The sequence below is a fragment of the Pseudomonas sp. CBZ-4 genome (assembly GCF_000346755.1).
GTDB lineage: Bacteria > Pseudomonadota > Gammaproteobacteria > Pseudomonadales > Pseudomonadaceae > Aquipseudomonas.
In genome coordinates, this window is sequence record NZ_ANNV01000062.1 from 1 (window position 1) to 12027 (window position 12027).

Annotated in this window: 8 protein-coding genes and 2 pseudogenes; 4 read left to right on the top strand and 6 right to left on the bottom strand. The window is 62.8% G+C overall.

Translation table 11 applies throughout. The features are described 5' to 3' along the window. Positions 1-395: 395 nt before the first annotated feature. Together B348_RS0107440 and B348_RS0107445 are read right to left on the bottom strand one after the other, a co-directional pair. On the bottom strand, positions 396-1724 hold the full coding sequence (locus tag B348_RS0107440) for an MFS transporter (RefSeq protein WP_017735511.1): 1329 nt from the start codon (positions 1722-1724) through the stop codon (positions 396-398). A gap of 65 nt (positions 1725-1789) precedes the next feature. After that, on the bottom strand, positions 1790-2758 hold the full coding sequence (locus B348_RS0107445; protein WP_017735512.1) for a hydroxyacid dehydrogenase: 969 nt from the start codon (positions 2756-2758) through the stop codon (positions 1790-1792). A gap of 299 nt (positions 2759-3057) precedes the next feature. Between B348_RS0107445 and B348_RS0107450 the strand changes: the two genes are divergently transcribed. Together B348_RS0107450 and B348_RS0107455 are read left to right on the top strand one after the other, a co-directional pair. Further along, positions 3058-3732: an RraA family protein gene (locus B348_RS0107450; protein ID WP_017735513.1), complete on the top strand. Its 675-nt coding sequence runs from the start codon at positions 3058-3060 to the stop codon at positions 3730-3732. Further along, positions 3729-4946 carry an MFS transporter gene (locus tag B348_RS0107455; protein ID WP_017735514.1) on the top strand — a complete coding sequence of 406 codons (1218 nt, stop codon included), beginning with the start codon at positions 3729-3731 and terminating at the stop codon, positions 4944-4946. Before B348_RS0107450 ends, B348_RS0107455 begins: the two co-directional genes overlap by 4 nt. Positions 4947-4968: 22 nt before the next feature. On the opposite strand, the pseudogene B348_RS1000000132170 reads toward B348_RS0107455, so the two are convergent. The 4 genes and pseudogenes from B348_RS1000000132170 to B348_RS0107470 all read right to left on the bottom strand — a co-directional run. Then, positions 4969-5505 (bottom strand): annotated as a pseudogene (locus B348_RS1000000132170) (methyl-accepting chemotaxis protein); the annotation flags it as partial. Positions 5506-5829: 324 nt separating this feature from the next. Further along, positions 5830-6912, bottom strand: a pseudogene (locus B348_RS1000000132175) (cache domain-containing protein); the annotation flags it as partial. Between the two features lie 144 nt (positions 6913-7056). After that, positions 7057-7947 carry a bestrophin family protein gene (locus B348_RS0107465; RefSeq protein WP_017735516.1) on the bottom strand — a complete coding sequence of 297 codons (891 nt, stop codon included), beginning with the start codon at positions 7945-7947 and terminating at the stop codon, positions 7057-7059. 85 nt (positions 7948-8032) lie between these two features. Then, a complete protein-coding gene (locus tag B348_RS0107470) occupies positions 8033-8332 on the bottom strand; it encodes a helix-turn-helix transcriptional regulator (RefSeq protein WP_050558310.1) in 300 nt (99 codons plus the stop codon). Between the two features lie 92 nt (positions 8333-8424). Here B348_RS0107470 and B348_RS0107475 point away from each other — a divergent pair, with 92 nt between their 5' ends. After that, entirely contained in the window at positions 8425-9516 is a 1092-nt protein-coding gene (locus B348_RS0107475) for an NADH:flavin oxidoreductase/NADH oxidase (RefSeq protein WP_017735518.1), read from the top strand. Between the two features lie 286 nt (positions 9517-9802). Then, positions 9803-11938, top strand: coding sequence for a TonB-dependent siderophore receptor (locus B348_RS0107480; RefSeq protein ID WP_026136634.1), 2136 nt, complete (start codon positions 9803-9805; stop codon positions 11936-11938). The last annotated feature ends 89 nt before the right edge of the window (positions 11939-12027 follow it).

Sequence of the window (12027 nt, forward strand, 5' to 3'; positions counted from 1 at the left end):
CCATGTGGTTGTCCCGTACATGCCCCAACACTCGGCACCTCGCCCTGGCTCGGTGTGCCCGTAATCCGACATGGATTTGGGAGGCCGCCGCCACGCGCCATCCATGGCGCGGGGCGGCTAAACCGGCATCCCTGCCGGTTTACCCCCCAAATCCATGTCGAATTCCGGCCAGCGTGTTTAACGGGGCGCCCAAAATCAAAAGCAAAGCGAGGCGGCCTAGTAGCCGACCTGATCTCTGGAGCTGGCGCGTTTCTCTGTGGGAGCTGGCTTGCCTGCGATGGCATCAACTGGGTGTGCCTGATGTACCGAGGTGCCTGCATCGCAGGCAAGCCAGCTCCCACAGCCAGCTCCCACAGCCAGCTCCCACAGCCAGCTCCCACAGCCAGCTCCCACAGTCAGCTGGCGTTGGCCGCTTTGTTGAACGCCACGGTTTCCTTCATCTGCTTGCGCCCCATCAACAACACCATCACCGCCCCCGCCGCACACAGCGCCGCCAGTGGCAGCAGTGCCAGCGCATAACTGCCGGTGGCGTGATGAATGGTGCCGTAGACGTTGACCATGATCCCGCCACCAATCAGGTTCGCCATCGCGCCCACAGCGGCCAAACCAGCGGCAGCGGTGGAGGAGGAGAGCCAGGTGGATACCAGCGCCCAGAAGGGGCCTTTCATGGAGTACGCACCGATCAGCACCATCGACAACATGCACACCGTCGCCACCAGCGAAGACGTCACCAGCGCCAGCAGCAAGCCTGCGGTGATCAGCAGCAAGGTGGTCGCGGTGTGCCAGCGGCGTTCGCCGGTCTTGTCGGAGCTGCGGCCCCACAGGATCATCAGGATCGAGGCCAGCCCGTAAGGAATGGCGTTGACCATGCCGATTTCCAGGTTGCTCAGGCCAAACGTCTTGAGCAGTTGCGGGGCCCACACGCTCATGGTGCTGCCCGCCGCCGAGGCGCCGGAGTAGATCAGTGCCAGCACCCAGATGTGTTTGTGGCGCAGCAATTTCCACAGCGAGATGTGCCCGATGGCCGTCTTGCGGCTGCGCTCTTCGTCGAGGCGGCTGGTGAGCCAGTGGCGTTGCTCATGGCTCAGCCATTTGGCTTGCTCAGGGCGGTCCGTCAGCACGAACAGGCAGGCGATGCCCAGCAGTACGGCGGGAATCCCTTCGATGATGAACAGCCAGTGCCAGCCGCGCATGCCGAACCAGCCGTCCATGCTCAACAGCAGGCCGGACAGTGGCGAGCCGATGAAGTTGGCGCCGGGAATCGCCACCATGAAGATCGCGACCATGCGCCCACGGTAGGCCGCCGGCAGCCAGTAAGTGAGGTAGAGCAGCACGCCAGGGAAGAATCCGGCCTCGGCCGCGCCCAGCAGAAAGCGCATCACGTACAGCGAGTTGGCGCCGGTGACAAACGCAGTGCCGGCAGAAATCAGGCCCCAGGTGATCATGATCCGCGCAATCCATACCCGCGCGCCGAAGCGTTGCAGGGCCAGGTTGCTCGGCACTTCCACGAGGAAGTAGGAGACAAAAAACAGGCTGCTGGCAAAGCCGAAGATCGCCGGGGTCAGGCCCAGGTCCTGGTTCATCTGCAACGAGGCCATGCCGATATTGCCGCGATCGATGATCGCCAGCAGGTAGCAGAGGATCAGGAACGGCAACAGCCGCCACGCCACCTTGCGCATGGTTGAGCGCTCGATGGCGCTGATGTCGGTAGAACTGATGGACATGACTCTCTCCCGTTTTGTTTTTTTTGGAGAAGCGTGATGGGCCCGCGATTACCGCGCGGGCGATGTCAGTGTGCGTAGAGATGGCGGTTGACCACCGCACGCGGCGGCGGCGCGGTGCCGTCCCAGAAATCGATGATCTGTTGCAGCGCCAGCAGGCCCACGCGGTCACGGGCTTCGGCGGTGTTGGCGCCGACGTGGGGTGTCGCCACCAGTGTCGGCAAACCCCACAGCGCCGAGTCCGCCGACGGTGGTTCGGGGTTGAAGGTGTCGAGGCCGGCGCCGGCGATTTGCCCGGTGCTCAGGGCATGGACCAGCGCTTCGGTGTCGATCAGTTCACCGCGCGCGGTGTTGATCAGGATCGCGCCCGGGCGCATGCGCTTGAACTGCGCCGCGCCAAACAGGTTGCGGTTCTGCTCGGTCAGCGGGCAATGCAGGCTGATGATATCGCAGCTGGCCAGCAGCTCATCCACGCTGTTGACCCGCTCGACATTCGGCAAGTCCGCCAGGTAGGGATCAAACACCTTGATGCTCATGCGCAACGGGGCCACCAGGTCCATGAGGATCTGGCCGATGGCGCCCAGGCCGACCAGGCCGAGGGTCTTGCCGGACAGTTCGATGCCCACCGAGGTGGCTTTGTCCCAATGCCCGTCACGCATGCGCGCATCGAGCAGGGCGGTCTGGCGCGCCACGCTGAACATCAGGGCCAGGGCGTGCTCGGCCACCGATTGTGCGTTGGCGCCGAGGGCGATAGTCACCGGGATCTGGCGCTCGGCGGCGGCGGCGATGTCGATGGTGTCGTAGCCCACGCCGTGCTTGGCGATGATTTTCAGCGCGGCCGAGGCGTTGATCATCTCCCGGGTCAGCTTGCCCTGGCGCACGATGATCGCGTCCGGTTGTTCGCGGGCAATGATCGCCGTGAGTTCATCGGCGGGGGCATAGGGCGGGGGGGGGGTGACGCGTACGCCGTGGGCAGCGGCGTGGGCCATGGCGTCGGCGGTCAGTTCCGGGCCGGTCAGCAGGAGGGTTCGGGTCATTGTGCGCACCTTGGTTTTCTTGTCTGTGTGCAGTTGGCGGCGTATTGCGGCGCTCAACAGTGGTTGAAAGCTAGCATAATGAAATGGCGTTGCAATAAATAAATTTAACCGCGCCGTTTTGAACGACGTTGGATTAGTGGAAAATCCCAATAGAATCTAACATTTATTCGGGTTTAAGATTTTTTCAGCGCAGAGTGTTGGGGTTTTGAATCCGGTTTTAGCCTTGCTGGCTGCAAATCATGATGTTAATTTTGAAATGACGTTTCAAAACAACATAAAAACCAGCAGAGGAATACCCCATGTCCATCGGATTCAGAGTGCTCAAGCAGCAACGCAAGGTCGCCGCCGAGTGGGTCGAGCGCTACCGCAGCGTGCCCGTCGCCAATATCAGTGATTCGATGCACCGCATGACCGCCGGCGGCGCGAGCTTGAAACCGATGCATCGCAGCGGCGTGCTGGTGGGCCCGGCGTTGACCGTCAAGGCGCGCCCCGGGGACAACCTGATGCTGCATCACGCGCTGGATATCGCCCAGCCGGGCGACGTCATCGTGGTGGATGCCGGCGGCGACCTGAGCAACGCGCTGATCGGCGAAATGATGGTGGCGTATGCGATCAAGAAAGGCGTGGCCGGCATTGTGATCAACGGCGCGATTCGCGATGCGGCGAGCATTGGCGCCGGGGAGTTCCCGGTGTTTGCGGCGGGTATCACCCATCGCGGCCCTTACAAGGACGGCCCGGGCGAGGTCAATGTGCCGATTGCCCTGGCCGGCATGGTGATCGAGCCGGGCGACCTGGTCATTGGCGATGAAGACGGGCTGCTCTGCGTGCCGTTCGACCAGGTCGCCGAGGTGTATGATCGCGCCCACGCCAAACATGCCGCCGAACAGAAGCAACTGGAACAGATTGCGCTGGGCGAAAACGACCGAACCTGGGTCCTTAAATCCCTTATACAAAAGGGCTGCGAGTTTATTTGAATCCTGCGTCTACCACCCGCTGGCCCACGCCGATCCGCGCGCTGCGCCATCGCAATTTCCAGATCTACTTTGTCGGCCAGGGCCTCTCCACCCTGGGCAAATGGGTGCAACAGGTCGCGCTGTCATGGCTGGCCTATCACCTGACGGGCTCGGCGGTGCTGCTGGGGGCGATTGCGTTTCTGACGCTGTTGCCGCAGTTGCTGGTCGGGCCGCTGGCGGGCGCCTGGTCCGACCGCCACGACAAGCGCCGCCTGCTGATGGCAGTGCAGGCCGTCCTGGCTGTGCAATCGCTGGTCCTTGCGGTGCTCACCTGGCAACAGTGGATGGGCCGCGAGGTGATCATCGCCATGGCGCTGCTGCTGGGTTTGCTCAATGCGCTGGAAACGCCGTTGCGCCAAGCCTTGATCGCCAGCTTCGTCGATGAACCCAAGGACCTGCCCAACGCCCTCGTGCTCAATGCCATGCTGATCAACGCCGCGCGCTTTATCGGCCCGCCGCTGGCCGGTTTGCTGATCACCTGGAGCGGCGAGGCCGGGTGTTTCCTGCTCACGTCCATCGCCTTTGGCATGCTGTTGATCGGCTTGGGCAAGGTGCAAAGCCGCGCGCAGGTGCGGGCGCAGGGTTCGACCGGGGAGATCTTCCGCGAAGGGTTGCGCTATTTGTGGCACACCCTGTCCATCCGCCGCCTGTTGATCAGCGTGGTGATGGTCAACCTGTTGGCGTCCTGCTACACGGTGCTGCTGCCGATCCTGGCCAAGCATGCCTTCAGCGGCGATGCCCAAACCCTCGGCTGGCTGTGGGGCGCGGCGGGAGCCGGCGCGTTTGTCGCGACGATTTTCCTGGCGTTCGCCGGCAGCTCATCGAGCCTGAGCCGCATCATCGTGATGGGTACCGTGGTGTGTGCGGTGTCGTTGTGTGCGGTGGCGGCGAATCCGCCGTTGGGGTTGACCCTGGCGGCGCTGGCCGGGCTGGGATTCGGCATCACCGTGAGCAATGTCAGCAGCAACATGACCCTGCAAAGTGCCGCGCCGGAAGCGCTGCGCGGGCGGGTGATTGCGTTTTATATCGCCATGCGTTTCGGCTTTGAAGCGATTGGCGGCCTGCTGGCCGGGCTGTTGGCGGCGGCGCTGAGCGTGCAGTGGACACTGCTGCTGGCCGGGGCGTTGCTGGGGATCTATCAGTTGATCAGTTGGCGCATGAGCCCTCGACGCTGACGTCGAGGGACCCACGGTCACGTCAGTATTTGAACCGGCCCACCAACCCTTTGAGCTGACCGGAAATATCCGTCAACCGACCCGAGCCGGTCTGCGCCGAGTGGGCGAAGCCTTCGACCAGTTGCGCATCGGCATGGATCTGCGCGATGTGCCGGTTGATCTCTTCGGCCACCTGATGCTGCTCTTCGGCGGCGGTGGCGATCTGGGTGTTCTGGTCGCGGATCGAGTCCACCGAGCCGCGGATCTTGTCGAAGCTGTCGCGGGCCTGCTGGATGCGTTCCACGCTGGTGTGGGACACCAGCAGGCTGCCCTGCATCTGCTGGGTGACTTCCTGAGTGCGGCGGGCGAGGTTGCCCAGCAGGCTGTCGATCTCGCCGGTGGAGTCGGCGGTGCGGCGGGCGAGGGCGCGCACTTCGTCGGCCACCACCGCAAAACCACGGCCCTGATCGCCGGCGCGCGCCGCTTCGATGGCGGCGTTGAGCGCCAGCAGATTGGTCTGCTCGGCAATCGAGCGGATGGTGTCGAGGATGGTGTTGATGTTCTGGCTGTCCTGCTCCAGCAACTGCATGGTCTGGGTCGACTTTTGCAGGTCTTCGCTCAACTTGAGCACGCTGCCGGTGGCTTCGCCGATGTGCTGCTGGCCGTCGTGCACGTCGCGATAGCCTTCGTCGGCACTGGTGGCGGCGGCGCTGCACGAGCGCGCGACTTCGTTGGCGGTGGCGACCATCTCGTTGAACGCGGTGCTTACCAGTTCCACGGCTTCACGCTGGCGGCCAGCGGCCTGGTTCATGTTGTTGGCCACGGTGCTGGTATCGGCGGCGGCGCTTTGCAGGTCGGTGGAAGCGCTGCCGATGCGTTGCACCAGTTGCGCAATCGCGCCGAGGAACTGGTTGAACCAGCCGGCCAGGGTCGCGGTTTCGTCCTTGCCTTGCACGGTGAGCTTGCGGGTCAGGTCGCCTTCACCTTCGGCGATTTCCTGCAGGCCGTCGGCAACGCTGCGGATGGGGCGCACGATCATGCTGGCAAAACTTGCACCGACCAGGGCGAAGACCACGGCGAGGGCCGCGGCGATGGCAGCGATCAACCAGGTCAGGCTCGACGCGCCGGCCATCACTTCGTCGCGTTTGATCAAGCCGATAAAGCGCCAGCCGAGGTCTTTGGAGCTGACCACGTTGGCCATGTAGGGCACGCCGTTGATCTCGATCTGGGTGGCGCCGTCGGTGCGCTTGGCCAGGTCGGCGTATTGCGGGCCAAGGTCGGCCAGGGGCTTGAAGTTGTGCTTGGCATCGCTGGGGTCCACCAGCACGTTGCCGTTGGCTTCCACCAGCATCAGGTAGCCGCTGTCACCGAGCTTGATGTTGCGCACCAGTTCGGTGAGTTGCTTGAGCGACACGTCCAGGCCGACCACACCGAGGATATTGCCGGTGGCGTCGGCGACGGTGCGCACGGTGCCGATCAGCACCACGTCATCCGGTGCCCAGTAATACGCGCCGGTGCGCACGGTGTTGCCCGGCGCGGCCACGGCGGCCTTGTACCAGGGGCGTTGGCGCGGGTCGTAGTTGTTCAGTTTGGTGTCGTCGGGCCAACTGGCGTAGCCGCCGTCGCTCAGGCCCAGGGACAGGTAAGCGGTGCTCGGGTGGCTTTTGGCGAACTGGTCGAAGATGTCCAGCAGCGCCTTGTTGGTCGGGGTAAGGGGGATTTGCGCGGCGTCGGCACCGGCGTAGCTTTTCAGGTCTTTGGCGGCGGCGATGCGTGGGTCTTTGGCGACAAATTCGACGTTCTGGGTGATGCCGTCGAAGAATTGCTTCATGCCGTTGTCGATCTGGCGGATTTCACGGCTGCTGCTGTCGACGAAATTGGCCTCGGCCGCATCCCGCAGGTTCAGTACCACCAGCACGGCCACCAGGATCACCGGCACGCAGGCGATAGCCGCAAACGCCCAGGTCAGCTTGTGTTTGATATTCATGACATCTCCCGCAGGGTACTTATTAGAGTTGGCAAGGCGGAGGAAAGCGAAGAGCGTCGCATGTGTTGTTTTTAGAGGGGATAGCCCATGCGTACCCCCGGTATATCGACCGGTGGGTCACGCACTTTAGGCCGTTGGCAGGGTTTAACCGATGCGCTCGCCACCCAGGGCATCACGCTGCATCGATTGCAGGTTTTTCTCGATGGTTTCGCAGATGGTGTCCATCTGGATCTGGTGCTCGCTGGAGTTGAACGGGCTTTGCAGGTCGGTGCCGATGCGCTCGATGGCCAGCAACATGAAACCCACCACCGTCGAGGCCAGCGGGGTGAACCAGCCGAGGGATTCCACCAGGCCCACCGGCACGATCAGGCAGAACAGCGAGATAAACAGGCGCGGGAAATACACGTAGGGGTAGGGCAGCGGCGTATTGGCGATACGCTCCATGCCGCCCTGGGCGTTGGACAAATCCACCAGGGTCGACTCCAGCCGCGCCAGGCGGATGCTGTCCAGGTGGCCGGCCTTGTATTCCTTGGCCAGCAAGGCTGCCGAGCCGGTGAGGATGTCGTTGGCGAAGTTGTTGGTGGTGCCATTGCGCGCGAACTCTTCGCTGGGGATGAATGCGCGCACCTCATCGGGGCACGGCTGGCCCTTGAGGTGCGCGGCCAGGCAGTTCACATAGGCCACATGCCGACGCAACAGCGTGGCCTTGACCGGGTTGACCTCGCTGTCGGGGTCATCCAGCAGCGTCAGCACCTGGCGCGCAAAACTGCGCGAATTGTTGACCATCGCCCCCCACAGCGTGCGCGCCTCCCACCAACGGTTATAGGCGCTGCTGTTGCGAAAACTGATCAGCACCACCAGCGCCGAACCGAGCAGGGTCAGGGGCATCAGCGGCAGGTTGATCTTGTAGGTGAGGAACAGCATGAAATCCACCGTGACGGCGACATCCCACAGCAACAGCCAGAACAGGGCCCAGCCCACATAGCCCATGGTCTTGATGATCAGGCGGTATTTTTTGATGATGGCGGCTTTCAAACGACGACCTCGCGGCGAGCGGTGGGCAAGAGTGCCTTAGGTCGGACGCGGGTTTGGGGGGAAAGGTTCGCTGCTGAAACGTTTCTTAATGCTGGGCGAGGATACTGTGGAGCAGCCCGGGGAAGCGACTTTCAAGCACATCACTGCGCAATGAGTTCATATGGGTGGTCCCCACACTCCGCGTCTGCACCAACCCCGCATCCCGCAACACGCGAAAGTGGTGGGACATGCTCGACTTGGGTCGCCCACCATCCAATTCGCCGCAGGTGGCTTCGGCTACGCCGGCCAGGCAGCGCACGATTTCCAGGCGCACCGGGTCGCTCAGCGCATAGAGCACACGTTCTAGGGTAAGGTCTTGGACAAGGGGGTGTTTGAAGGCTCGCATGAAATGAATGATAACAGGGGGGTATCGCTGAATACTATAGTTCGATTACCATCGAACTATCGAATCAACCATCACTTTGCCGGAGTCGTCCCATGGCCGCTTTGTTCGAACCCTACACACTCAAAGACGTCACCCTGCGCAATCGCATTGCCATCCCGCCGATGTGCCAATACATGGCCGATGACGGCATGGTCAACGACTGGCACCACGTGCACCTCGCGGGCATGGCCCGTGGTGGGGCAGGGCTGGTGGTGGTCGAGGCCACTGCCGTTGCGCCGGAAGGCCGCATCACCCCGGGTTGCACCGGGATCTGGAGCGATGCCCACGCTGCGGCGTTCGTGCCCATTGTCAAAGCCATCAAGGCTGCGGGTTCGGTGCCGGGCATCCAGATCGGTCACGCCGGGCGTAAAGCCAGCGCCAACCGCCCGTGGGAAGGCGATGACCATATGGCCGCGTCCGACCCGCGCGCGTGGGAAACCATCGCGCCGTCGGCGATTGCCTTTGGTGCGAACCTGCCGCAGGTGCCACGCGCCATGACCCTGGACGACATCGCCCGCGTGCGCCAGGACTTCGTCGATGGTGCGCGCCGTGCCCGTGACGCCGGTTTTGAATGGATCGAGCTGCACTTCGCCCACGGTTACCTGGGTCAGAGTTTCTTCTCGGAACACTCCAACCAGCGCACCGACGCCTACGGCGGCAGCTTTGACAACCGCAGCCGCTTCCTCCTGGAAACCCTGGCTGCCGTGCGTGAAGTCTGGCCAGAAAACCTGCCGCTGACCGCCCGTTTCGGCGTGCTGGAATACGACGGCCGCGACGAGCAGACCCTCGCCGAATCCATCGAACTGGCCCGCCGCTTCAAGGCCGGTGGCCTGGACCTGTTGAGCGTCAGCGTCGGCTTCACCATTCCCGACACCAATATCCCGTGGGGCCCGGCATTCATGGGGCCGATTGCCGAGCGTGTGCGCCGTGAGGCGGGCATTCCGGTGACGTCGGCTTGGGGTTTTGGTACGCCGCAACTGGCAGAAGGCGCCTTGCAGGCTGGGCATCTGGACCTGGTATCGGTAGGCCGGGCCCATTTGGCTGATCCGCATTGGGCGTACTTTGCGGCCAAGGAGTTGGGTGTCGAGAAGTCGTCGTGGACCTTGCCAGCGCCTTACGCGCATTGGTTGGAGCGTTATCGCTGAAGTAGGATCGGCTTTGCTCTAACGCAGGGCCAACGCTGTACCTGTGGCGAGGGAGCTTGCTCCCGCTGGAGTGCGAAGCGCTCCCAAGATTTTGGGGCCGCTGCGCAGCCCAGCGGGAGCAAGCTCCCTCGCCACATTTGCTCAGCTTCAAACGGATACAAAGCTGTTACCCAAAAAATAGTGAATGAGAACGCATATCAATAATGGGCCGCGTGATATACCATCGCGCCGCGAAAATATGGCAGCTATGCCGCCCCATTTGGCCCATTCACTAGGTTCATCATTCATGCGTCGTACCCTGGTTTCCATCTGTGTGCTTCAGGCGTTTTCCCCTTTGACCTGGGCCGAAGTCGCCCCCGCCGACAAGGCCAGCGTGGAGTTGCAAGCCACCTCCATCACCGGCACCGCCGACTACGAGACCGCCCAGGGCCCGGTCAAAGGCTACCTGGCCACACGTTCCGCCAGTGCGACGCGCACCGACACCTCGATCCATGAAACCCCGCAGTCCATCAGCGTGGTGACCAAGGACGCCGTCGAAGACATCGGCGCCACCCGCCTGCAAGACGCCCTGGACTACGCCGGCGGCGTCGGCCGTGCCAACAACTTCGGCGGCCAGGGCCTGACCACCTTCACCGTGCGCGGCTTCACCACCGGCGAGTTCTACCGCAACGGTTTCCCGATCAACCGTGGCTACCCGAACATGCCGGACGCCAACACCATCGAACGCCTCGAAGTGCTGCGCGGCCCGGCCACCATGCTCTACGGCCGTGGCGATCCAGGCGGCACCTTCAACGTGGTGTCCAAGCAACCGTTGCCCGAGCGCACCGTGACCCTGGGCAGCCAGTTGAATGACCAAGGCATGCAGCGCGGCACCCTGGACGCCTCCGGCCCGCTGGACGAAGAAGGCCGCCTGGCCTATCGCCTGAACGTAGTGGGCGAGGGCGGCGATACCTTTCGCGACCACGTGGAGACCGAACGCTACGGCATCACGCCGGTGATCACCTGGCAAGCCACCGACGCCACCAAGGTGATCTTCGAAGGCGACTTCATGCGCAACAACCATCCGCTGGACCGGGGCCTGACGCGCTTTGCCAATCAGAAAGGCACCCCTTCGCGCGACAGGTTCTGGGGCGACAAGGATGTGGGCAAGCTGCACAACGACAACAGCATGGCCCAGTTGCGTTTCGAGCATCTGCTGAATGAAAACTGGACGCTGGGCGGTGGGTTCCAGTGGTTGGATGGCACGTTGCAAGGCAACGGCATTGAAGCCAACGGCGCCACCAGCCTGAGCGCCGACGGCCGCACCCTGCAACGCAACTTCAACTACCGCAAGCTGGAATGGACCGATAAAGACACCCAGCTCAACCTCACCGGGCATTTCTCCGCTGGCGGTTTCGATCACACCTTGTTGACCGGTGTCGAGTTCGAAGACTACGACTACAAGTCGATCATCCAGCGTTCCAGCGCAGCGGCCGGGACCTATCCCATCGACATTTTCGACCCGGTCTACGGCCAGGCGCGTCCGCCGCTCACCCGCACACCGACCCACGACAAGGAAAACCTCAAGACCTATGCCGCGTTCGTGCAAGATCAGGTGGCCCTCACCGAACGCCTGAAAGTACTGGCCGGCGCGCGTTTCGAGCGCTTCGAGCACGACTACGAAAGCTATGTGACCGGCGTCAAGCCGTGGAGCGCCGCAGACAACGCGGTCACTCCGCGTGTGGGGGTGACCTATGACCTCACCGACACCGTGGCGGTCTATGCCGATGCTGCGCGCTCGTTCAAGCCGAACACCGGTGCGGCGCGCGTTGGTGGCGGGTTCGAGCCGGAGAAGGGCAAGTCCTATGAGATCGGCGTGAAGTGGGAAGCACTGGATCGCCAGCTGAGCGTCGATGCGGCGATCTACCAGATCGAGAAGAAAAACGTCCTCACCACCGACCCGGTGGATTCGGCCTTCAGCGTTGCGGCAGGCCAGGTACGCAGCCGTGGTTTCGACCTCAATGTGGCGGGCAACCTCACGCCGGAATGGCGCCTTATCGGTGGCTATGCCTATGTGGACGCCGAAGTGACCAAGGACAACACGATCCGCTCCGGCACCCGCCTGATGAACATCCCGCGCAACAGCTTCAGCCTGCTCAACGTATACGAGTTCCAGGACGGCACTCTGAAGGGCCTTGGCTTGGGTGCAGGCGCCAAATACGTGGATGAACGTGCAGGGCAGACGGCCAACACCGCGTTCGCGATGGATGCCTACACCGTTGTCGATCTGCTCAGCTACTACAAGGTCAACGACAAAGTGCGGCTCAACCTCGACGTGAAGAACCTGTTCAACCGTGAGTTTGAAGAAGGGGCTTTCGGCAATATCTACGCCTACCCAGGCGCGCCGCGTACCGTCCAGGTCGGCATCGCCTACACCCTTTAACCTGGGGCTATGGAATTTGTTCCCACATGCCGATCTGTGAACACAGTCAAATGTGGGAGCTGGCTTGCCTGCGATAGCGGTGTGTCAGC